Genomic DNA, 23,221 nt, shown 5'->3' on the forward strand with positions numbered 1-23,221 from the left:
TGGACATCAAGCCGATTCGCAATCACTCCGACCATGCGGGATTGATCGGCTGCATCCAGCTGGTGCCTTCCTGGATTCTGGCCGGGCATGACAGCATCCTCGCCGTCGACATCGGCGGCACGAATATCCGCGCGGGCATCGTCGAGCTTCGCCGCAGGAAGAGCGAGGACCTTTCGCAGGCGGCGGTCGGGCACTTCGAGCTCTGGCGCCATCGCGACGACGAGCCTGGGCGCGAAGACGCCGTCCAGCGGCTGATCGACATGTTGAACGGGCTGATCAAGCGGGCCGAGAAAGAGGGCGCGAATCTGGCGCCGTTCATCGGCATCGGCTGCCCGGGCGTGATCGAGGCCGACGGCTCGATCGAGCGCGGCGGCCAGAACCTGCCGTGCGATTGGGAGCACAAGAGTTTCAACCTGCCGGAGAAACTGTGCGCCGCCCTTCCCAAGATCGGCGAGCACGAAACGGTGATCGTGATGCATAACGACGCGGTCGTGCAGGGACTCAGCGAGGTGCCGACCATGCGGGAGTACGAGCACTGGGGCGTGCTTACGATCGGCACCGGGTTGGGGAATGCCCGGTTTACGAATCGGTTGAGTGAGGATGAGAAGAAAGAAGAGGAAGAGGACGAATCCGACGACAACGAATAACGCAGCAGCAGTTTATTTTGAGCTGCGCCCGGCTGGCCCGGAAAAAGTCAGCCGACCTTGTGCGCGCTCAGCTGGCCCGGAAAAGCCGGCTGATTTGCCGAGTGCTCGGCTGGGGCCCGGAAAAAGTCGGCGGAATTTTCTTGCGCCCGGCTGGCCCGCCCCGGACTCGGATCGAGCCGGCGAAATGCGATTTATAAAATAATGTTGCTGCGTTATTAGCCGGTGAGTACTTCCTTCGCCGCCCTCTGCCCGGTGCTGAGCGCGCCGCCCACGCTCGACGACTCCTCCACATCCAGCGCCTCGCCCGCGAAAAACAAGGTTTGCTCCACCGATTTCGCCAGCTGTTTCTTCGCCGGGCCGCCGCCGACGCCCGAGTAACTGTAGGCGCCGCTCGAATACGGATCGCTCTGCCAGTCGTGCCAATACACCGCTTCGAGCATCTTCCGATAGTCGCGGCGCTTGCCGAATATCTCAGTCACACTCGCTAACGCCGCCCGCAGGACCTCATCGGTATTTCGGGCGAGCAGTTGCGCCGCTTTCGGTCCACCGCTCCACGCCGTGAGCACGGGCGCTCGCACGGGCAGCGACGTCCAGAACGTCGGGAACGGCGCACCCTGCGCATGGAAGAACGCGACATCCCGATGCAAGCCTTCGTCGATCTCCGACCAGAACGGCCTGGAGAAACACAGCACCAACTTCACCACCGGCCCCATCAACAACCGCGACAGCGGCACCTGCCGCCGTGGCAACGTCGGCGTAAACAAAACACTTCCTGGCGTCAGCGCCGGCAGCTGTAACACCGAAAGCGGCAACGTGATAATCGCTTGAGCCGCACGCACAGCGCCGGGCTCTCCATGGCGCGTGTACGCAACGTCGACCTCGCCCCGCCGCCAGCGCACCTCGTGGACTGCACATTCCAACTGCACACACGTCTTCGCAGGATCGAGGCTGCCCGCCAACGAATCCATCAATGCGCCGTAGCCTCGCTGCGGCCGGAACGTCGGCGCATCCGCTGCCGTACCGCCGGCCCATTCCTTCAATATTTCAATGGCGCTCGCTCGCGTCGAATCGGCTGCGTCGAATCCTTCCACCAGCATGGTGGCGAACGCCCGCACCGTCGGCGACAACTGCCGCCGATGTTTCTCGAGGAACTCGGCGAATGGCACATCGACGCGCGGCTTGGGGATGCGCTTCAGCCGCTCCTTCATGGTTTCGAACAAATCCTCGCTGCGTTTCATCCGGCCGGGCTGCGGCACGCGATAACGGGTCTGTGCGGTGTCGACAGCGACATCGCCCGCCAGGCGCAACTGCTCGAAAATGGAAGGCGATTCGCCATGAATGAACTCGGCGCCGAGCTCCAGCGGAATCGCCGCGCCGCGCGGACGCACGGTGAGAATGCGACCGCCGATGCGATCGCGCGCTTCGAGAACACAAACGGATTTACCGTTCCGGCTGAGCTGCGCGGCCGCTGCCAGGCCCGCAGCACCGGCCCCGACGACGATGACGTCGTATTCGTCGTTCGCTCTACTCATGCAACCGCTTCAAGGGCTGCTCTGCCGGCCCGCCCAGCACTTCGCCCGTCGGGCGGAAGCGCGAGCCATGGCAAGGACAATCCCAAGTGCGGTCCGCACTGTTCCACTTGACCAGACATTTCAGATGCGTGCATTGAGGCGCCAATAACGTCAACTGGCCGGAGTCATCGCGATACGCGGCGACCTTCTTGCTTTGGTAGCTGACGATCCTGCCCTCGCCGTTGCCCACCTGGTCGGGCGAATCGAGCTCGGGCCGTCGCAGCCGGTCACGCACGAAATAATAGGGGAAGTCGGCATTCTCTTGCACGTACCGCCATGCGCCGCCATGGAATGGCGAGCGCCCCACGGCGAGCAGGCTGCGCCACGGGTTGTCGCGCCCGAGAAATCGATCCCGAGCCATCAGCGCGCTGAGCGTGCCGAGCGTCCAGCCGTTGCCGCTGAAGCCGGTTGCAATGAACTCACGCTCCTCGTTCTCGCCAATGAACGGCATGCCATCATCTGTTTCCACGACTTGACCCAGCCAGCGGCGCTCGACCTCCGCCTGCGGCAGCACTTCGCGCAAGCGCACGGTCAATCGGTCGAACACACGCTCCGGATCGTCTTCCTGCCCGGTCTTCACGTCCTGGCCGCCGAAGATCGCGTATTGATGATCGTCCCGCTGCTCGATGCGCAGGTACTCGTACGGATCGCCGGTATCCCAATACACGCCCTCGGGCACCGCGTTGTCCGGCAAGCGGGCGCCGAGCACATAACTCGTGTAGAGCGCGAGCTTGGTTTGAAACAGGGTCGCGGTCACCGCGCCCTTCTTGCCCATGCGAGGATTGTGAGTGGCGATCACCAGATACTTGCAACGGATCTTGTGTCCGTTCGCATGCACCGTCATCGGATCGCCATCGTCCACCGACTCGAACGCCGTGTTCTCGAACACCAGGCCGCCTTGCTGCTGGATTACAGTCAACAGGCCTTTGAGATACCGACGCGGATGGAACTTCGCCTGCTGCGCAAAGCGCACGCCCGGCATGTTGCTATAGGCGGTGCGGTCGGCAAAGGTCGCGTCGATGCCGAATGACTGCGCCAGCTCGGCGTCCTTGCGGAGCCCTTCGACATCCTTGGGATCCAAAGGCTGACCGATGCGAGCGTGCAAATATCCCGGCACGCGTACGAACTCGGCATCGCCGCCCAGCTCCTCGGTGATGCGCTCGATCGTATCGATGGCGACGATGCCGCCTTCCCAATATTTACGCGCCGCCTGCACCCCAAATTTACTTACCAGGTGATGCAGACGTTCGTCAGTTACGTAGGTGAGATGTGCCGTCGTGCGCGCCGAGTCCGCACTGGCAACCTTTTCGCGCTCGATCAACGCGACGCGGACGCCTTCCTGGCCCATGAGATAGGCCGTCGTGATGCCCGTGACGCCTGCCCCGACGATCAACACGTCGACGTCGATGTCCCGTTGTAGCGCCGAAAATTCCGGCAGCCGGACATTCATCCAGAGCGATTGATGCGTGGGAGTGGCTGACATAGTTCAGGAACGTGCGTGTTTTCAGCAAGTTCCGCACCGCCTGGCGGTCGTGCGGCATTCACGCACATACAACATCGCAACTCTGTCACCGCTGTAGTGTGCATTGCTTTTAGCGATGCAACTGCAAGGCAAATCAACGAGCAACATGCTCTATCGACGCGCCTGCGCGCTGTCGCCGCAAGCACGGGTGGTCGAGCGGCACTCATGCTCCGGTCATGGACGATGACATCAGGGAGCGTGTCGACATGGAAAGTTTGTTTGTGAGAACCGGGCCGTTGCTGGCGCTGACCAGCTACCCGCAATGGCTGCAGGAAATCGTTTCCGAATGCGATGACGCGCGACACACCGTGGTCGCTCACGAGATCTTTCAGCAGATGCATGCCGGCGTGTTGCCGGCGACGTCGATGCGCTGTTTCCTCGCCAGTTTCTGGCCGGTCATCGAACAATTTCCGCAGTACATGGCGATGAATCTGCTCAAGGTGCAGTACGGCCTGGGCGCGGGGCATGCGATGGCGAGGAAATATCTGATCCGGAACATTCGCGTGGAGCAGAACCACGTCGAGTACTGGATCGACTGGTCGCAAGGCCACGGCCTGACTCGCGACAACCTGCTCTCGGGCTGGCGGTCGAACTCGGCCGATGCGCTCAGCCACTGGTGCTGGCACACCTGCGAGCGCGACCCGCTGGCGATTGCAATGGCGGCGACGAACTATGCGATCGAAGGCACGACGGGCGAATGGGCCGCCTTCGTATGCGGCTCGTCAGCGTACGAGAATGGCTTTCCGGATGACGTGCGCAAACAGGCGATGAAATGGCTGCGCGTTCACGCGCACTACGACGACACTCATCCGTGGGAGGCGCTCGAGATCATCGCAACCTTGCTCGGCCACCGGCCGGAAGCGCGCGACGTCGCGAACGTGAGAGCGGCGATCGTGAAGAGCTATCAGTATATGAGCGCGGCGTTCGACGATTGTCTGGCCGAAGACAAAAGGAGAGCGCCGAGGCGGCATCGCCGCCCCGGCGTTCCGGCTTTACTCGCTAGCTAAGCTCGTTCAGGCGGCTTTGACGCCCGACTCGATCTTCGCCGTCTCGGCCTTCGGCAAGCTGAGGTCGCCCTTGATGTCGATCCGGCGCGGCTTCATCGCCTCGGGGATCTCACGCTTCAGGTCGATGGTCAGCAAACCGTTGGCGAGGCTGGCGCCGGCGACGCGGACATGATCCGCAAGCTCGAAGCGACGCTGGAACGAACGCCCCGCGATGCCACGATGCAGATACTGAGTGTCCTCATTCGCAGCCTTCTCGCCGCTCACCAGCAGCAGGTTGCGCTCCTGGGTGACATTCAACTCGCTCTCACCGAACCCGGCCACGGCGAGCGTGACGCGGTACTGGTCCTCACCCGTCTTGACGATGTCATACGGGGGCCAGTTGTCGATCGTGGACACGCGCTGGGCGTTATCGAGCAGATCGAAGATGCGGTCGAAACCGACGGTGGAACGGAACAGGGGGGAAAAATCGAATGCAGTTCTCATAGCCATATCCTCAATGAGCGAAATGGAAAACATTTCACGGCCCCGAGTAGCTCAGCGACCGCGCGAGAGCTATTTAGGGGCGCCCAAAGAGGGTTCAAGGGCTATTTTTAGCGGTATTTTTCGGGGCGGCGGCGTCCGGACCACCGACGCCCCTGGGGCTCAATTACGACGCCAGGTCGTCGTCCCGTCCGGCTTGTCTTCCAGGACGATGCCAGCATCAGACAATTGCTGCCTGATCCGGTCCGCCTCTTTGAAGTTCCGCCCGGCCCGAGCCGCCTTGCGATCACCGATCAGCTTCTCAATGTCGGCATCGCTGAGCGACGAAGCACCGACGCCTTTCTGCAGAAACGCTTCCGGCGCCAATTGCAGCAACCCGAGCACGCCAGCCAACTTCTTCAACTCAGCAGCCAGCGAGCTCGCGAGAGCGGCGTCGCCCGCGCTCTTCGCTCGATTGATCTCCGTCGCCAATGTTTGTAACGCGGCGATCGCATCGGGCGTGTTGAAGTCATCATCCATCGCCTCTTCGAATCGCCGCGTCGCCTCGCTCGGCTCGAACGCAGACGCCGGCGTCACATCTCGGAGCGCGGTATAGAGCCGCCCCAGCGCCGCATCCGCCTGCTCGATCTGCACCAGCGAATAATTGATCGGCCCTCGATACTGGCTCGACACGAGGAAGAACCGCAGCACTTCCGGATCGCGCAGCTTGCCCGAATCGAGCACATCCCGGATGCGGAAGAAGTTGTTGAGCGACTTCGACATCTTCTCGTCGTCGACATTCACGAAGCCGTTGTGCATCCAGAACGTCGCAAACGTGTCGCCGGTCGCCGCGCACGACTGCGCGATCTCGTTCTCATGGTGCGGGAACTTCAAATCCATGCCGCCGCCATGGATGTCGAAGTGCGAGCCCAGCAGATCGAGCGACATGGCCGAGCACTCGATGTGCCAGCCCGGCCGGCCATCGCCCCAGGGCGACGGCCAGAACGGTTCGCCCGGCTTGGCTCGCTTCCATAGAACGAAATCCGCCGGATCGTGCTTCGCCTCGTCCACCGCCACTCGCGCACCCGCTCGCATATCCTCGAGGTCGCGACCCGACAACTTGCCGTACGGCTCGAATTTCGACACCGAATACAACACATCGCCATTGCTTGCGACGTACGCATACCCCTTGTCGATGAGCTGCTGCGTCATCGCGATGATGCCCGCGATGTGCTCCGTAGCCTTCGGCTCGTGCGTGGGCCGCAGGATGCCGAGGCGGTCGTAGTCCTCGTGCATATATTTGGTGAAGCGATCCGTCAGCGACTGGATCGACTCGCCGTTCTCCGCCGCCCGCTTGATGATCTTGTCGTCGATGTCCGTGATGTTACGAACGAAGTTCACCTCATAGCCGCGATACTCGAGGTACCGCCGCACGATGTCGAAGGCGACCTTGGAGCGTGCATGGCCGATGTGGCAGAAGTCATAAACCGTATCGCCGCACACATACATGCGAACGACGTTCGGCTCGTGAGTGTGGAACTCGTCCTTGCGACCGGTCAGTGAGTTGAATATCTGCATAGCCTGATTCTGTCAGACCGCGAGCCGGCGGGCATGCTCGAGACGCGCCTGCACCTCGGCGAACGGCAGCAATGCCAGCATGGGCGCCAGTTCCGGCCCGTGGGTGAAACCCGTCAGCGCGGCGCGCAGCGGCATGAACAACGCCGGGCCTTTCTTGCCGGCGGCCTGCCCCAGCGCCTTCACGGCCTGTTTGAATTCCGTTCCCGGGTGACCGACGACCTGCAGCGCCTCGGTGAAAAAGCCCTCGCCCGCCTCGCGAATCGCCGCGAGCGCCGTGGGCTCGAATTCGTCGAGCTTGCCGAAAATGACTTTCGCCCAGGCTCGCGCGTCCGACGGCAGCTCGATGTTCGCTCGCACGACGGTGACGAACTGCGCCCGCTGCTGCGGATCCAGACCTGGCGGCAGCTCGGCCGCGATCCATTTCACGAATTCATCCGTCGACAGGTGCGCGACCGTTTCTTTCTGCCAGTGACGCAGCTGGGCCTCGTCGAACTTGGCGGCGGCGCGGCCCAGGCGATTCAGGTCGAAATCGGCGATCAGCGCGGCGTCATCCAGCCAGCCATCGGTCACGCAGGAATGACCGAGTCGCACCAGATGATTACGCAGCGCGCCCGGCAAATAACCGTGCTCGCGCAGGTCTCGCAAGCTGGTGTCGCCATGACGCTTGGACAGCGGCGCGCCATCCATGCCGAGCAAGAGGGCGACATGCGCGTACTGAGGAATTCGCAGGTTCAGCGCCTGCAGAATCAGGATCTGGCGCGGCGTGTTGGTCATGTGATCGTCGCCACGCAGGACCAGCGTGACGCCCATCAACGCATCGTCCACCGCATTCGAGAAAAAGAACGCGGTGCTGCCGTCGGTGCGACGAATGATGAAGTCGCCGATGTCATTGGTGTTGAAACGCTGCTCGCCGTGGACCACATCCACGAACGACACCACCTGCCCATCCGGCACTCGGAAGCGCAGCGCCGCGGGCAAGCCTCGAACCAAACGTTCGGCGCGCTCCTCGGTCGTGAGATTCCGGCACGTGCCCGCATAGCGCGGCGGCTGACCGGCAGCGAGCTGGCGCTTGCGAGAAATGCTCAGCTCGGCGGGCGTGCAGAAACAGGGATATGTGAGCCCCGCCGCGTCCAGCCGCGACAGATATTCATCATAAATAGCGCGGCGCTCCTGCTGCCGGTAGCTCGCGTGCGGGCCGCCGATGTCCGGCCCCTCGTCCCAATCCAGGCCCAACCACTTCAGGTCGGCGAACAGGGCCATCATGAAATCTTCGCTGGAGCGCGCCTCGTCGGTGTCCTCGACGCGCAGGATGAAGCGCCCGCCGGCCTTGCGGGCCGCGAGATAACTCAGCAGTGCGGTGCGCGCATTGCCTAAATGCAGGTACCCCGAGGGACTGGGGGCGAAGCGCGTGACAAGCGGATCTGGTGAATCTGAAGCCATCGAATCCGAGGACATTTAAGGACTTGCGTCCATGTAGCCGCGCATTCTATACGGCCGCCGCGGTCAGTGCTGTAAGACCGGGTTTTGATAAGATCGCCGGCCTTATCCCTACGGCGGTCACTATGCGCATTCCTGGATTTGCTCGCCTCCTCGCCCTGTCGGCGGCCCTGCTGTTCGGTTTCTCGTCGCTGGCTTCGGCTCAATCCGCGCCGCGCGTCCGGGTGGAGACGACCCTGGGCAACTTCGTCATCGAGCTGGATCCGCAGCGCTCGCCGCTGACGGTGGCTTCGTTCCTCGAATACGTGAAAGCCGGGCATTACACCGATACCGTGTTCCATCGCGTGATCGGCAATTTCGTCGTGCAGGGCGGCGGTTACGACGCCAAATATGTCGAAAAGCCCACCCGCCCCGGCACGCCCAACGAGTCCGGCAATGGCCTGTCGAACCGTCGCGGCACGGTGGGCCTCGCGCGCACCGGCGAGCCTCACAGCGGGACGGCGCAGTTCTATGTGAACCTGGCCGATAACGCGGCGCTCGATCCGCAGCCCAGCCGCTGGGGTTACACCGTGTTCGGGCACGTCGTCGAGGGCATGAACGTGGTCGATGACATTGGCGCCGTGGCGACCGGCAGCCTCGGCCCCTTCGACCGCGACGCGCCGCTGCAGCCGATCATGATCAAGCGGGTCGAAGTGTTGAAATGAGCGCGGGCCGGCCGACGCTGTTCATTTCCGATCTGCACCTGGATGGCGAGCGGCCCGACATCACGGCGCAATTTCTCCAGTTCCTCGACCATGAGGCCCGGCAGGCGGCCGGGCTCTACATCCTCGGCGATCTGTTCGAAGCCTGGATCGGCGACGACGACCCGGCCCCGGACAAGCAACGCGTCATCGCCGCGCTGAAGTCGCTGACTGGCGGCGGTGTGCCGGTCTATTTCATTCACGGCAACCGTGACTTCCTGATCGGACGCCGCTTCGCCAGGGAAACCGGCGTGAAGCTGCTGCCGGATGGCACGATGATCGAGCTTTACGGCAAGCGCGTGCTGCTCATGCATGGCGATACGCTGTGTATCGACGACCCGGATTATCAGCGGCTGCGGCGGATCGTTCGGAATCCGCTGGTGCAGTTTGTCTTGCGATGTTTGTCGCTCGGGCAGAGGCAGAAGCTGGCGGCGAAGATGAGAGCGGGGAGTAAGAAGCACATCGAGTCGATGGATCGGACCCAGCCGCAGATCATGGATGTGAATCAGGGGGCGGTGTGTCGCACGTTCGAGCAGGAACATGCGGATGTGATCGTGCATGGGCATACGCACCGGCCGGCGATTCACGATGTCGACGTCGGCGGTCATGTCGCCAAGCGCATCGTGCTTGGGGACTGGTATGAGCAAGGGAGCGTGCTCAGGTGGAATGAGCAGGGGTTCGAGTTGGCGGGATTGGGGCGCTGACTCAGCTCGCTGGCAGGCCCGAGTGGAAGCGGAACTGCGGGTCCGGCGATGTAGCGAGCTCAGCCTCGATAGTGGCCAGCTGCTGCAGGCGAGCGCGCCAGTCAATGTCACCTGCTCGCTGTTCGGCGAGGCGTAGATACAAACTTTGATGTCTCGCCTCTGAAACAGCGAGACCCGTGTAGAAGCCACGCAGCGGCTCGGACAACAGCGGACCCAGTCCTTCGAAGCGCTCGCAGGAGCGGGCTTCGATGAGCGCGCCACACAACAACAAATCCAATAGCCGCGCTGGCTCCGAACGATTGATCGCCGACCGCAAACCTTCCGCGTAACGCGATGGCTGCATGCGAGCGAACGGAACGTTCAGCTCCTGCATCAGCTTCTGTACCTGCTCGAAATGCCGCAGTTCTTCGCGGGCGAGGCGTGACAACTTGTCTGTCAGCGCCATGTCTTCCGGATACGAGAAGATCAAGCTCAGCGCCGTAGACGCAGCCTTCTTCTCACAATTGGCGTGATCGACCAGCAGCTCGCGCCAGCGCTCACAAGCGACTTCGAACCAGCGAGCCGGTGTGGACGCGAGCAGCACACTGTGTGCGGGTTGGATTGGGACTGCACTCATTCCGCCACCGCTTCCAACTTCGTCGCCGCACCGACCAACTCACGCGCGGACCCAAACCGAGCGGCCGGCTCCACAGCCAGCAGCTTGTTCAGCAGCGGATGATAAACACTGAGCTCCCCGCTCAGCTCGGGCCGCGGCGCGTTGCCGTGTAGATAGATCACACCCATGGGCGTCGGCGCGAGGAACGGTTTCTTCCCCGTCAGCATCTCGTAGAAAATCACGCCCAGACTATACAGGTCGCTGCGCTCGTCCAGCGACTGGCCGTGGCCCTGCTCCGGGCTCATGTAGTACGGCGTGCCGAAGATTTCGCCCGCGGCCGTCATCTCGACATTGACCTCGGTGTGCTTGGCCAGCCCGAAGTCGATGAGGGCGAGTGAGCCGTCGGCGCGCTCCATGATGTTGCCTGGCTTCAGGTCCCGATGCAGCACACCGACCTGGTGCACCACCTGCAGCGCAGCCGCCATCTGCGTTAGATACTGCAGTGCCTGCCGCGGCTCGATGCCCTTCGCGATGCGCCCACGCAAATCGCCGCGCGGGAAATATTCCATGGCGATATAGGCGTGATCGTCGGAAATGCCCAGATCGTAAATGCGCACCACGTTCGGATGCCGGATCTTCGAGATCAGCTCGTATTCCTGCAGGAAGCGCGAAAACTGCATGTGTTGATCGCCCGTCTCCGGCGCATCGCGCAGCACCTTCAACACGACCAGATCGCCGGCACGCTCGCTCTCGGCGAGATAAACCATCGACGTGCCGCCGATGGCGAGCTCGCGAATGAAACGATGGCCGAGGATGCTCACCGGCCCGAAGCGCGACAGTTGCTGAGCCTGCGAGCTGGTGCGCCACAACGCCAGCTCTTGCCGGCGGCGCTGGACGGCATCGCGGAGTGAATTCGCCAGGCGTCGATGATCGATGCGCTCACGCACGACGCATTCGACAGCGCCCCGTTCAACAACTCGCGTGGCGAGCGCAGGATCGTCGCCTGGCGCGAGATAGATCACGGGCGGGAAGCCGGGACGATAGAGGAAGTTCTCCAGCCACTCCTCGCCTCGCCCGCGCTCGCTGCGGCCATCGAGCAATACGGCATCGAAGCCCACAGCCGTGAATCCAGAATGAAGACGCCCGGAAATGAGCGGCGCGTGAATGCGGCACTCGGCATCCGGCCAGACAATGGAAATGTGGTGCTCGAGCGCGCGCGCCAGCTCGGTGTGATCCGTGACGATCATCAGACGCGGCGCCAGCGTAGCGGACGCCGCTGCGAGCGGTCGGGAGGCTGGGCCGGCAGGCAGAGCCATGCTGTCAGCTCACGGTGCCGGCCACTCGATCACACTGCGCGGATCGCTTTCAGCGAAGGCGACGCACGACGCTTCGCCTTGGCCTGATCCGAGCGCTCGTCTTCCAGGCGCTGCAAGTACGCCGGCGTGATATCTCCCGTGACGTACTCGCCCGAGAAGCACGAAGTATCGAACTGCTCGATGTGAGAATCGTGGTGCAAGCACGCGCGCACCAGGTCGTCGAGATCCTGATAGATCAGCTTGTCGGCGCCGATGGATTTGGCAACTTCCTCTTCGGTCTTGTTGCTGGCGACCAGCTCGGAGGCCGTCGGCATGTCGATGCCGTACACGTTGGCGTGACGCACCGGCGGCGCGGCCGATGCGAAATAAACGCGGCGAGCACCGGCTTCCCGCGCCAGATCGATGATCTGCGCGGAGGTCGTGCCACGCACGATGGAATCGTCGATCAGCAGCACGTTCTTACCGCGGAACTCGAGGTCGATGACGTTCAACTTGGAGCGCACCGACTTCTTACGCTGCTCCTGCCCCGGCATGATGAACGTGCGGCCGATGTAGCGGTTCTTCACGAAGCCTTCGCGATACTTCACGCCCAGCAGCTGCGCGACCTGCACGGCCGCCGTGCGGCTCGTGTCCGGAATCGGAATGACCACATCGATGTCGTGATCCGGCCAGACGCGCTTGATCTTCTCCGCGAGCAGATCGCCCATGCGCAGCCGCGCCTTGTGCACGGAGATGTTGTCCATCTTCGAATCGGGCCGCGCGAAATAAACGTATTCGAAAATGCACGGCGTATGTTTCGCCGCCGGCGCGCACTGCTGCGAGTACAAGCGGCCATGCTCGTCGATGAACACCGCCTCGCCCGGATTCACATCGCGCTCCAGCGTGAAGCCGAGCATATCGAGCGCCACGCTCTCGGACGCCAGCATGTACTCCGGGCCCTGCGCGGACTCTCGCTTACCGAGCACCAGCGGACGAATGCCGTGCGGATCGCGGAAGCCGAGCAGGCCGTGGCCGACGATCATCGTCACCACAGCGAAGCCGCCACGCACGCGACGATAAACAGCGCTGAGAGCGGAGAAGATCTCGGCGGCCGAAGCACGCGGCGTGCGCACGCGCGACAACTCGCTCGCGAGCACATTGAGCAGGACTTCGGAATCCGAGGTGGTGTTCAGGTGACGCAGATCTTCACGCGTCAGGACTTCGGCGAGCTCCGCCGTGTTGGTGAGATTGCCGTTGTGGCCGAGGCAGATGCCGTAGGGAGAATTGACGAAGAACGGTTGCGCTTCGGAGGCGCTGTCGCAGCCCGCGGTGGGATAGCGTACGTGGCCGATGCCGACATTGCCTTTCAGTTTCAGCATGTGCTGTTCCTGGAAGACATCGCGCACCAGGCCGGTCTTCTTGCGCATGAACAGCTCGCCGTCGTGGTACGTCATGATGCCCGCGGCATCCTGACCACGGTGCTGCAAGACCGTGAGCGCGTCGTAGATCTGTTGATTGACCGGACTGTGTCCGACGATGCCAACGATGCCACACATGCTCAGACTCCTGCTTTGCTCAACGCGGAACCCTTCTGAGCCTGCTTATCGAGCACGCTCATGCCGGTCTCCGCAAACGACTGCAGCCAACCCGCCGCTTCCGATGCGTATGGGATCAGCACCGAGCCTTTCCACCAGCTGGTGCTGGTGAGCTGCACGAACTGTCCCAACAACACGAACACCGCGACGACCACCGCGCCGCGCACGAAGCCGGTGACCAGCCCGAGCAGGCGGTCCACCATGATGCTGAGGCCCGAATGCCGCAGCAGGTAACCGAGCAGACCCGCCACGATCCAGCCAACGATCAATACCGCGAGCACGATCAGCGTGCGCGCAGCCCAAGTGCTTACCGGTGGATCGCCGACTCTGCCGGCCAGCAGCGGCTCCACCACAGGAGCATAACGCCAGGCGAGCCACAGACCGCCCAGCCAGGCGATCACGCCAATGGCTTCTCGGACGAATCCGCGGATGAACCCCAACAACATCGAAAGAAACAGCACGCCGAGAATCAGGTAGTCAGCACCATTCATAAGCGCAACAACGATTTACGGCCTCGCGACCTGGGGCGCGCGGATTCTATCAGCGCGGCGCAGTTTGGAAACAACGGACTGAGCACACTCGGGCGAGGAAAAATCCTCACGGATGCGCCACCACGGCGGCGCTCGGTATGGAAGCTTTGACCACCTTCAACACCGCTTCGGCGCTGGCGCGATCCTTGGTGGGGCCGATACGGACTCGGTAAAGCGTCTTCCCGCCCGTAGTAACCGGCATGACGAATGCGCTTTGGCCCTTGCCGCGCCATTCGTTCATGACTCGTTCCGCCGTCGCCTCGCTGGCATAACTTGCCAATTGGACCGCCCAGCCTTTGCCCGTGGGAACCGCCGACCTGGGGGCGGACGGCGCAGAAGCAACGGCGCGCGGCTCGGGTTTTGGCGATTCAGGTTTTGGCTCAGGTTTCGGCGGCGGCGTCTCGCGCGGCGCCGGTTTCGGCGTTTCGACCGGTGCAGGTGTTACCTGCGCAGGCGATTCAGGGGAAGCCTGAGCCACGGCTGCTGGCTCCGCAGGCAGTTGCGCGGGCGTTTCCGGCGGCGGTGTTTCTTCCGGGGGTGGCGCGCGGTTGTCCGTTTGCTCGACCGGTGTCGGCGGCTGCGAGCCGGGGGCCTTGTTCAGATCGATGGTGTAGGTCTTGATCGCGGCCTCGCCGCTACCCTCACCGTTCGACGCCGTCTGCGCCGGTTGCCCGGCGGAGTCGTGGCCGGGTCCCGAGAGCATCTCCGGAATCAGGATGATGGCCGCGGCCATCAACACAGCCGCGCCGATCAAGCGTTCTTTAACAGGGCGTTCCACGGCGCGAAGTATAAAAGGCGCGGCGTGCGAACGACACGGGACTTAACGTCTGAAACTCAACTTCGCGCTTGCAACCATTCGAGCGCGGGGCCGACGGTCAGAAACGAGCCGAACACGACGATGCGGTCGCCGGCGTTCGCCAGCGTCTGCGCAACTTCGCAGCCTTCCGCGACAGTCGCGGCAGTCTTCGCAATCCGCGCGCCCGTATTGGCAAGTCGCAACGCCAACCCATCCACCGGCACGGATCGAGCGCTCGGCAATCCGACGATGACCCACGCGTCGAACGAATCGCGCAGCGTGGTCGCGATACCTTCGATGTCTTTGTCGCCCAGGATGCCGCACACGGCGATGGTTCGCCCGCTGGTAGGACGCGATGCGAGTTGCCCGGCGAGCGCCTGTGCCGCCGCGGGATTGTGTGCGACATCGAGAATCCACTCGACCGCTGCCGGCTCGCTCTTGCGCACCACCTGAAAGCGTCCGGGCAGTGTCACCTTCTGGAGACCGGCCTCGATCGCTTCGCGCGTGATCGGCAACCGCGACGACAAGCATTCCAATGCGCACAACACGGCGGACGCGTTGTCGAACTGGAGCTCGCCGTGAAGCGCCGGCCGCGGGAGCCTGCTGTAACTCGAATGCCGGCCGCGCCAGAACCACCCTTCGCCGTCATGCCGCCAGTTGAACTCCTGACCGAGGCGATACAACGGTGTGCCCAGATCGCGCGCGACCGCCTCGATGGAAGCCGGCATGTCGCGCGAGCCGAAGATCGCGGGCTTTCCCGCGCGAAAAATTCCCGCCTTCTCGCGACCGATGCTGTCCACATCCGAGCCCAGCCAGTCGCAATGATCGAGCGCAATCGAGGTGACGATGGCCACATCGGCGTCGACCGCGTTGACGCTGTCGAGACGACCGCCGAGGCCCACTTCGAGCACCATGGCATCGACGCCCGCAGCGTCGAACACCAGCAGTGCGGCGAGGGTGTTGAACTCGAAGAACGTAAGTGTGTCCGTGCCGCGCGCCGCGTCGATGCGCTCGAATGCCGCGACCAGCGACTCGTCGGACGCTTCGCGCCCGTCGATGACGATGCGCTCGTTGTAGCGGATCAGATGCGGCGAGGTGAACGTGCCGACGCGATAGCCGGCGGCTCGAAGAATCTGCGAGGTGAGCGCGACCGTGGAGCCTTTGCCGTTCGTGCCCGCGACCGTGATGACGGGACACGACGGTTGCCGCCACTGCAACCGCTGCAGCGTGCGACGCATGCGGTCCAGGCCGAGGTCGATAGCGCTCGGATGCAGCGTTTCCTGCCAGCGCAGCCAATCGGCCAGGGATCTCATTGCGAAACTGTCACCGTGCCAACGGAAAATATCGGCGGCGTCCGCTGACGCCGCCGATCGGAATCAAACGTTGCTCAGGCAGCGACCTTGGGCTGCGGCGCGGGCTTGTGCAGGAAGATGGTCAGCAGACCGGCGATGCGCTCACGCATGTCGCGACGGTCGACGATCATGTCCAGCGCGCCGTGCTCGAGCAGGAACTCGCTGCGCTGGAACCCTTCCGGCAGCGTCTCGCGCACGGTTTGCTGAATGACGCGCGCGCCGGCGAAACCGATCAGCGCCTTGGGCTCGCCGATGTTCACGTCGCCGAGCATCGCGAGACTGGCGGATACGCCGCCGGTCGTCGGATCCGTCAGCACGGAGATATACGGCAGCCGTTCCTTCGCCATGCGAGCCAGCGCGGAGCTGGTCTTCGCCATCTGCAGCAGCGACAACAGCGCTTCCTGCATGCGCGCGCCACCGCTGGCCGAGAAACAAATGAGCGGCTTGCGATGCTCGAGACAATGCTCGGCCGCGCGCACGAAACGCTCGCCGACGACGGAGCCCATCGAGCCGCCGAGGAACGAGAACTCGAACGCGCACGCCACCACCGGCTCGCCCATCAACGTGCCGGTCATGACGATCAGCGCGTCCTTTTCCTGTGTGGTCTTCTGCGCGGCCTGCACGCGGTCGCGGTACTTCTTGGTGTCGCGGAATTTGAGCGGATCTTCCGGCTCGATGTTGTCGGCCAGCTCCACCTGCCCTTCCGGATCGAGGAACGCTTCCAGGCGGTCGCGCGCGCCAATGCGCATGTGATGACCGCACTTCGGACAAACGTGGAGATTGCGCTCCAGCTCGGCGCGGTACAGGACCGCGTCGCAGGCGGAGCACTTCATCCACAGGCCTTCGGGGACGGAGCGCGTGCGGCGCTCGGTCTTGATCCGCGAAGGCATGATCTTTTCGAACCAGGTCATGGTGACAGCCTGAATTTGGAGGGGTGCATCTATACTTGGTCCCGAACCTGCGGGCAAGTTGCCGGAGAACTCGCCGATCAACTGCCAACCGTCAAAGTCGGCAACTTCGTTTATCGGAGCATCCAGCTGCAGCGGTAACCTGCCGGGATCAGGGAACTCGACTGCTCCCAGCTTCCGTAGGAGCCAAAACACTGAATTCCGGCTCACTGGGCAGTTTCAAGGCCGGGGCATAGCGGATGCCCGCCAGGTACAGCCCGTTTGGCACGGCAGTCACGCCGCCCAGCTTCCGATCCTTGTACCCCAGAACCTGCGCGGTCCAGTCCGCCGGCCGCTCGCCGGTGCCGATCGCGATCAGCACGCCGGCGATGTTCCGCACCATGTGATGCAGGAACGCGTTCGCGCAGACGGTCAGAACGACCAGTTCGCCATGCCGTGTCACTGAGATTTCATGGAGGTGCCGCATCGGCGTCCGCGCTTGGCACTGCGCGGCGCGAAACGACGAGAAGTCGTGCTCGCCGACCAGATGCTGGGCGGCTTCGTTCATGCGCTTGTCGTCCAAGTATTCGCGGACCCAGGCCGCGCGCTGGGCGTTCAGCGCCGGCCGCGGCACACGGTTCAGAATCACGTATCGATAGCGGCGCGCGAGCGCTGAGTATCGGGCGTGGAATCCTTCCGGGACTTCGCGCGCCCAGAGGACACTGACTTCCTTCGGCATATTCGACACCGCTCCCAGCATCCAGGCCCGCTCGGTGCGATCTGCCGTGGTGTCGAAGTGAACGACTTGCATGGCCGCGTGCACGCCGGCGTCCGTGCGGCCAGCAGCCACGACCTCTACCGGATGATTGGCGACCACCGACAGGCCCTTCTCGACCACGGACTGGACGCCGCAGGCGTCCACCTGCGATTGCCAGCCGGCGAAGCTGCTACCGTCGTATTCGATGCCAAGGGCGATTCGGGGCATTCAGGCAAGTCGTATCGGCCGCGAGAAGGCGGCCAGGAGCGCGAAGGATAGCGAAATTCGCCAGCCCCACGAGTGGGGGCCGGCGTTGTACGGTCGAGTTAGCGGATCGAGTCCATCAGCCGCTGAGCTTCCTGCTTCTGGCTCGGATTACCTTCCGAGAGCACCTCGTCGAGGATGCTGCGGGCGCCGTCCGGGTCGCCCATGTCCATGTAGGCGCGGGCCAGGTCGAGCTTGGTGCCGACTTCGCTCATGGTCACCGGCTCGAGCTCGGACAGCTCCATTTCCGTGACCAGGGACTGACGCTGCGTGGGCTCGCGATCTTCGCCGCCGAGCGGCTCGCCCACGTCGAGATCGAGGCCGCCGCGCGGCACTTCCTGCGTGCGCTCGTCGCTGCCGAACACATCGCCCGAGAAAATATCCTCGTCCTTGCGCACATGGCGCACGGTGTCCGAGCTCGGACGCGCATCGCTCAGATCTTCCAGATCCAGGTCGATGTCGGTCATCGCCAGCGGCTTCTTCATCGACGCCGTCGAGTCCACATCCGGACGCGGATGCTCGGCCGTGTCGCCGGCGGCGCCGCTCAGGTCCACTTGATCGATATAAATCGTGCCGGTGCTCTCGATGTCGCCATCGAAGCGCTCCGCGACGCGCGGCGCTTCCATGGTGCGATCGAAGCTGCTCAGCGACGGCGCCAGCTGCGTCATCTCGTCGTCGCGCAACGGACGCACATCTTCGATCGTGTCCTTGTCGAGCGAGTGCGTGTCTTCCAGCGCGCGGCCCTGGTCGAGCGAATCGGCGTCCAGGCCGAGGTCGTCGATCGACAGCTCCGCGGTGTCGCCGGTGCTGGCGCCCTTGCTGGCCAGCGCATGGTCGATCTTCTCGCGCACCGTCTGCGCCGTGCGATCGATCATCGGCGATTCGATGGTCGGCGTTTCCTGCGTGCGGGACAGCGCGTCGATTTCACGCGTGCGCTGTTCCTGCGTGTCGTCGTCGTTCGGCTCGTCGAGCAGGAAGTCCAGCTCGCTGGCGACCTGCGTGGCGTCGTTCGGGCCACGGCGCTCGCCGCTCGCGAATTCCAGATCCAGGCCCTGGCGCTCTTCGCCATTCGGCTCGGCGAACAGATCGACGTCGACGCGGTTCTCGCCGCCTTCGAGGTTCACGTCGACCAGATCGACCGGGCTGCCCTCGCCCTGGAACATCTCGTTCTCGGCGGCGATCTGCTTGCCCATGATCGCGACCTTGTCCCACTCGCCCGGCGCGGCTGCGGCACGCGACTCGTACAGATCGCGCGCGGTGTCGAGGAACAGATCCTTGTTGCCCCAGACGAAGTAGATCTCGAGCAGCTTCAACTTCAGGTCGCGGCGCGTCGGCTCGCGGTCGATGGCGATCTTCACCAGATCGGCGGCCTGATCGTAGAGGCCGTACGCCATGTGGAAGTCGGCTTCGGCGAGCGCGTCCTGCTGATCGAAGCGGACCGCGGACTCGCTGCTCAGCGTGTCTTCGACCGCACGGGCAGCGGCCGGAGCCGCGGCAGCCGCAGGTTCGAAGCCACGAGCCGGCTCGCGACGCGTGGTCGGAGCAGGCGCATCGAAATCCAGGTCCTCGTCGAGGTTGGTCTTCACCAGGCCTGCGTCGTCCTCGCCTTCCACGAGGAACGCATCGGCGCGTCCACCTTTGTTCGACGGCGCAAGCGCGCGGGCCGGTCGTTCCGACGGCGGCTCGAAGGCCAGCGGCGAATCCAACGAGTCGAGCGATTCCTCGTCGGCCTCGCGACGACGGCGCATGAAGAACAGGACGCCCAGGATGACGGCCATGCCGAGCGCGATCAGTGCCCACGAGTATTCGCGGATACGTTCGGCCAGCGTCGGCTCGGGAGCGGCCGGCGGCGCCTTGGCTCGCGGCGCTTTCGCAACGGGTTCCGCGGCAGGCGTCGGCTCTTCAGCAGCCTGGGCCGGCTCTTCGGCGGGCGTCGGTGCTTGAGCTTCCGTGGGCGGCGTCTGTTCGACCGGCGGCTGCTCGGCAGGCGTCGGCTCGACGTTGCGCTGGGCCTGGGCCAAGCCAGGATTCTCGACTGCGAGACGACGATCCGACGTGGCTGGCGCGCCCGGAGCGGTCGACTGCGACGGCTGCTGTTGAGCCTGCGTCTGCGGCGTAGGCGCCGGCGTCGGCGGCGTGGGAGTTTCTTGCGGCGTCACCAGACGCAGGCGATCGGCTTCCGGCGTGGTGTCGGCGACAACGCCGCCACTCCACTCCGCCGTCTGCCGCGCCACTTCGGCGGAGGCCTCGTCGGTCGAGATCGCTTCGATCTCGGCCAATTCAGGAATGCGCAGCACGCTGCCGGCGCGCAGACGATTGATGTTGTTGCCGCTGAACGCCTGCGGGTTCGCGCGGAACAACGCGATCATCGTGCGGTTGTTGACGCGACGGTTGCCGGGGTTCGCGGCGGACGCGATCTTCGACAGCGTGTCGTTGCGCTGAACGGTGTATTCGCTGCCCGGCGAAGCAATGATCTGCTGATCGCCCGACGGTTCTTCGGTGCGCTGAGCCGTCGGCTCAGGCGTGCGCTCGGGAGCCGGCGTCGTGGCGCGCGGCGTCGGAGCAGGAGTCTGTTCGGGTGCGGGCGTCGGCGCACGCTCGATGCGACCTTCCGCCGTCGTCGCCGACTGCGGTGTGGTGACCGGAGCAGGCGCTTGGTTCTGCGACGGCATGAACACCGGCGGATCGAGCAGCACGGTGTACTCGCGGACCAGACGACCGCGGGCCCAGCTCGCCTCGACCAGCAATGTCACATACGGCTCGGTGACCGAGCGATTCGAGCTGACCTTGATGGTCGCCTTGCCGTCGCGGTTGCGGCTGACGGCGAAGTCGAAGTTGCTCAGGTATGCGGGGCGATCGATGCCATAGCGGGAGAACACGTCGTTGCTGGCGAGCGTGACCTTCAGGCTGCCCAATTCCTCCGCGGTCGGAGACAGCAGCTCGATTTCCGCATCGAAAGGCTGATTCAGGGCGGAATTGAGGCGGATCTCCCCCAGACCCAGCGCATACAGCGTCACAGGGGACAGCAGGGCGCCCGTCAGCAGCAGGCGCGGCAGGTGTCTTCTCATCAGCACTCCCGGTACGTGTCCCGAAGCATCCTTTAGCTATTTTCGGGAGCTTGCCCCAAGGCGTTATGCAACGACCTTATGGCAAGCGCCCTTGCTACAGATGACTAGCACGCCGCGCCTCGAAGACCATGAAAAGCTCATGTGCTTCTTGACCTTAGGCGTGCAACTATAGCTTACAAATACTCTTTCACCAAAATCTCGGCGATTTGGACGCTATTTAACGCTGCTCCCTTGCGAACGTTATCGGACACAATCCACAGATTTAGACCCCGGTCGTGACTGATGTCCTCCCGGATGCGTCCCACGAACACCGGATCGGTCCCGGCGGCCTCGGTGACGGGGGTTGGATACCCGCCCGGCTTGCGCTCGTCCATCAGCACCACCCCAGGAGCCTTGCTCAGCAATTCCCTGGCTTCGCCTTCGGTCAGCTTCCGCCGGGTCTCGATCGCGACCGCCTCGGAATGGCCGACGAACACGCCGACCCGGACCGCCGTGGCATTCACCTTGATGTTCTTGTCCTCGAAGATCTTCTGGGTTTCCCAGAACATCTTCATTTCTTCCTTGGTGTAGCCGTTGTCCAGGAACACGTCGATCTGCGGCACGCAGTTGAACGCGATCTGCTTGGCGATCACCTTCGGGGTCACCGCGCCGCCCTTGAGCAGCGTCTCGGTCTGGCCCTGCAGCTCGTCGATGGCCTTCTGGCCGCCGCCCGAGACCGACTGATAAGTGGCCACGTTGATGCGCTCGATGCCGGCGGCATCGTGCAACGGCTTCAGCGCCACCAGCATCTGCATGGTCGAGCAGTTCGGGTTGGCGATGATGTTGTGCTTCTTGTAGCCCGCGATCGCGTGCGGGTTCACCTCGGTGACCACCAGCGGGATGTCTTCCTGATAGCGGAACTGCGAGGTGTTATCGACCACGACGCAGCCGGCCTGGCCGGCGCGCACGGCATGCACCTTGGAAACACTGGCGCCGGCCGAGAACAGGCCGACCTGCGCCTTGCTGAAGTCGAATGTTTCGACATCCAGCACTGGAATGTCCTTGCCTTTGAAGCGAATGGTTTTGCCGACGGATTTGGCGCTCGCCAGGGGATACAGCTCGCCCACGGGAAAATTGCGCTGCTCCAGAATCGACAGCATGTTGCCGCCGACCAGACCAGTCGCACCCAAAACCGCCACATTCCAACGCTTGCTCATGACTCCAGGACTCAGTTGAGGACCACTGCACCGGCTGAACGGCACCATGCCGCTCGGCCTGAATTACGTAATGTTTAAAATCGGCCGCGCACACTACCTCAATCGCCGCCGGGACGCAGCGTCCCGAGCGCGAATTTGGCCTCTTAATCGATAACTACGTCGGCATTCTGGCCACGGTGCCTCAGGTAATGATCCATCAGCACCAGCGCCAGCATGGCCTCGGCGATCGGCGTGGCACGCAGTCCCACACACGGGTCATGGCGACCGGTCGTGACCACCTCGACCGGGTTGCCGTCCACATCGATCGAGCGCCCCGGCACGATGATGCTGGATGTGGGCTTGAGCGCGATGCTCACCAGGATATCCTGGCCCGAGGAGATGCCGCCCAACACGCCGCCGGCATTGTTGGAGAGAAACCCCTGCGGTGTGATCTCGTCGCGATGCTCGCTGCCCTTCTGGCTGACGCTCGCGAAGCCGGCGCCGATCTCCACGCCCTTCACGGCATTGATGCTCATCATGGCGAAGGCGATCTCGGCATCCAGCCGGTCGAATACCGGCTCGCCGAGCCCGGCCGGCACACCGCTCGCAATCACATTGACGCGCGCGCCGACGGAATCGCCTTCGCGGCGCAGGTTGACCATGTAGTTTTCGAGCTCTTCCAGACGCGACGGATCGGGACTGAAGAACGGGTTGTCGTACACGGTGCTCAGTGACTTCGGCTCGAGCACCAGCGGGCCGAGCTGCGCGAGGTATCCCTGAATGCTCACACCGAGGCGCTCGCGCAGATATTTGCGAGCAATCGCGCCGGCGGCGACGCGCATCACCGTCTCGCGGGCCGAGGAGCGTCCGCCGCCGCGATAGTCACGAAAACCGTATTTCTGCTGATAGGTGTAGTCCGCGTGCCCGGGACGGAACCGATCTTTGATCTTCTCGTAGTCGCGCGAGCGCTGATCGGTGTTCTCGATCAGCAGCCCGATCGGCGTGCCGGTGGTGCGCCCTTCGAACACGCCGGACAGGATCTTCACCTGATCCGGCTCCTTGCGCTGGCTGGTATGCCGCGATGTGCCGGTGCGGCGTCGCTCCAACTCCGGCTGAATGTCGGCTTCCGACAATTCCAGCCCCGGCGGGCAGCCGTCGACGATGCAACCGAGCGCGGGCCCGTGGCTTTCGCCGAAGGTCGTGATCGTAAAGAGCTTGCCTAGGGTGTTACCGGACATTGGA

At 63.6% G+C, this 23,221-nt stretch carries 19 protein-coding genes and 1 pseudogene; 4 read left to right on the forward strand and 16 right to left on the reverse strand.

Annotation, left to right across the window (positions count from 1 at the left end):
- On the forward strand, window positions 1-647 hold a 647-nt coding region (locus GYH35_RS34700), incomplete at its 5' end, for an ROK family protein (RefSeq protein WP_202624810.1).
- Between the two features lie 215 nt (window positions 648-862).
- On the opposite strand, the gene GYH35_RS28290 is transcribed toward GYH35_RS34700, so the two are convergent.
- Window positions 863-2,179, reverse strand: coding sequence for a flavin monoamine oxidase family protein (locus tag GYH35_RS28290; protein WP_161830192.1), 1,317 nt, complete (start codon window positions 2,177-2,179; stop codon window positions 863-865).
- A complete protein-coding gene (locus GYH35_RS28295; protein WP_161830193.1) occupies window positions 2,172-3,701 on the reverse strand; it encodes an FAD-dependent oxidoreductase in 1,530 nt (509 codons plus the stop codon). The genes GYH35_RS28290 and GYH35_RS28295 overlap by 8 nt, the downstream gene beginning before the upstream one ends.
- A gap of 215 nt (window positions 3,702-3,916) precedes the next feature.
- Here GYH35_RS28295 and GYH35_RS28300 point away from each other — a divergent pair, with 215 nt between their 5' ends.
- Window positions 3,917-4,747, forward strand: coding sequence for a TenA family transcriptional regulator (locus GYH35_RS28300; RefSeq protein WP_202624812.1), 831 nt, complete (start codon window positions 3,917-3,919; stop codon window positions 4,745-4,747).
- Between the two features lie 6 nt (window positions 4,748-4,753).
- Here the strand turns inward: GYH35_RS28300 and GYH35_RS28305 are convergent, their stop codons facing one another.
- From GYH35_RS28305 to gltX, 3 genes are all read right to left on the reverse strand, one after another.
- On the reverse strand, window positions 4,754-5,230 hold the full coding sequence (locus tag GYH35_RS28305) for an Hsp20 family protein (RefSeq protein WP_161811503.1): 477 nt from the start codon (window positions 5,228-5,230) through the stop codon (window positions 4,754-4,756).
- 159 nt (window positions 5,231-5,389) lie between these two features.
- Complete coding sequence (cysS, locus tag GYH35_RS28310; RefSeq protein WP_161830194.1) at window positions 5,390-6,784, reverse strand: cysteine--tRNA ligase; 1,395 nt, start codon at window positions 6,782-6,784, stop codon at window positions 5,390-5,392.
- 12 nt (window positions 6,785-6,796) lie between these two features.
- Entirely contained in the window at window positions 6,797-8,224 is a 1,428-nt protein-coding gene (gltX, locus tag GYH35_RS28315; protein ID WP_161830195.1) for a glutamate--tRNA ligase, read from the reverse strand.
- Window positions 8,225-8,346: 122 nt separating this feature from the next.
- Between gltX and GYH35_RS28320 the strand changes: the two genes are divergently transcribed.
- Window positions 8,347-8,925 carry a peptidylprolyl isomerase gene (locus tag GYH35_RS28320; protein ID WP_161811500.1) on the forward strand — a complete coding sequence of 193 codons (579 nt, stop codon included), beginning with the start codon at window positions 8,347-8,349 and terminating at the stop codon, window positions 8,923-8,925.
- Window positions 8,922-9,665 carry a UDP-2,3-diacylglucosamine diphosphatase gene (lpxH, locus tag GYH35_RS28325; RefSeq protein ID WP_161830196.1) on the forward strand — a complete coding sequence of 248 codons (744 nt, stop codon included), beginning with the start codon at window positions 8,922-8,924 and terminating at the stop codon, window positions 9,663-9,665. The genes GYH35_RS28320 and lpxH overlap by 4 nt, the downstream gene beginning before the upstream one ends.
- 1 nt (window position 9,666) lies before the next feature.
- Here lpxH and miaE read toward each other — a convergent pair whose 3' ends face one another.
- The 11 genes and pseudogenes from miaE to aroC form a co-directional block, all read right to left on the reverse strand.
- Window positions 9,667-10,281, reverse strand: a complete 615-nt coding sequence (miaE, locus tag GYH35_RS28330) for a tRNA-(ms[2]io[6]A)-hydroxylase (protein ID WP_161830197.1) — start codon at window positions 10,279-10,281, stop codon at window positions 9,667-9,669.
- The gene (locus GYH35_RS28335; RefSeq protein ID WP_161830198.1) at window positions 10,278-11,576 is read right to left on the reverse strand and encodes a serine/threonine-protein kinase; all 1,299 of its coding nucleotides are present in this window, start codon (window positions 11,574-11,576) and stop codon (window positions 10,278-10,280) included. The genes miaE and GYH35_RS28335 overlap by 4 nt, the downstream gene beginning before the upstream one ends.
- Before the next feature lie 29 nt (window positions 11,577-11,605).
- A complete protein-coding gene (gene purF / locus GYH35_RS28340) occupies window positions 11,606-13,111 on the reverse strand; it encodes an amidophosphoribosyltransferase (protein ID WP_161811496.1) in 1,506 nt (501 codons plus the stop codon).
- A 2-nt stretch (window positions 13,112-13,113) separates the two neighbouring features.
- The gene (locus GYH35_RS28345; RefSeq protein WP_161811495.1) at window positions 13,114-13,641 is read right to left on the reverse strand and encodes a CvpA family protein; all 528 of its coding nucleotides are present in this window, start codon (window positions 13,639-13,641) and stop codon (window positions 13,114-13,116) included.
- A 106-nt stretch (window positions 13,642-13,747) separates the two neighbouring features.
- On the reverse strand, window positions 13,748-14,458 hold the full coding sequence (locus tag GYH35_RS28350; protein WP_161830199.1) for an SPOR domain-containing protein: 711 nt from the start codon (window positions 14,456-14,458) through the stop codon (window positions 13,748-13,750).
- Window positions 14,459-14,514: 56 nt separating this feature from the next.
- Window positions 14,515-15,789: a bifunctional tetrahydrofolate synthase/dihydrofolate synthase gene (gene folC, locus GYH35_RS28355; RefSeq protein ID WP_161811493.1), complete on the reverse strand. Its 1,275-nt coding sequence runs from the start codon at window positions 15,787-15,789 to the stop codon at window positions 14,515-14,517.
- 95 nt (window positions 15,790-15,884) lie between these two features.
- Window positions 15,885-16,739, reverse strand: a pseudogene (gene accD / locus GYH35_RS28360) (acetyl-CoA carboxylase, carboxyltransferase subunit beta); the annotation flags it as partial.
- Between the two features lie 148 nt (window positions 16,740-16,887).
- Window positions 16,888-17,700 carry a tRNA pseudouridine(38-40) synthase TruA gene (gene truA, locus GYH35_RS28365; protein WP_161811492.1) on the reverse strand — a complete coding sequence of 271 codons (813 nt, stop codon included), beginning with the start codon at window positions 17,698-17,700 and terminating at the stop codon, window positions 16,888-16,890.
- Window positions 17,701-17,798: 98 nt separating this feature from the next.
- Window positions 17,799-20,804, reverse strand: coding sequence for a FimV/HubP family polar landmark protein (locus GYH35_RS28370; protein ID WP_161830200.1), 3,006 nt, complete (start codon window positions 20,802-20,804; stop codon window positions 17,799-17,801).
- A gap of 173 nt (window positions 20,805-20,977) precedes the next feature.
- Entirely contained in the window at window positions 20,978-22,000 is a 1,023-nt protein-coding gene (locus tag GYH35_RS28375; protein WP_161811490.1) for an aspartate-semialdehyde dehydrogenase, read from the reverse strand.
- A gap of 143 nt (window positions 22,001-22,143) precedes the next feature.
- Window positions 22,144-23,217 (reverse strand): chorismate synthase, encoded by a 1,074-nt coding sequence (gene aroC / locus GYH35_RS28380; protein WP_161811489.1) that lies wholly within the window; start codon window positions 23,215-23,217, stop codon window positions 22,144-22,146.
- Window positions 23,218-23,221 lie beyond the last annotated feature (4 nt).

This window comes from Steroidobacter agaridevorans (assembly GCF_009932555.1).
In the GTDB taxonomy this organism is placed as follows: domain Bacteria; phylum Pseudomonadota; class Gammaproteobacteria; order Steroidobacterales; family Steroidobacteraceae; genus Steroidobacter; species Steroidobacter agaridevorans.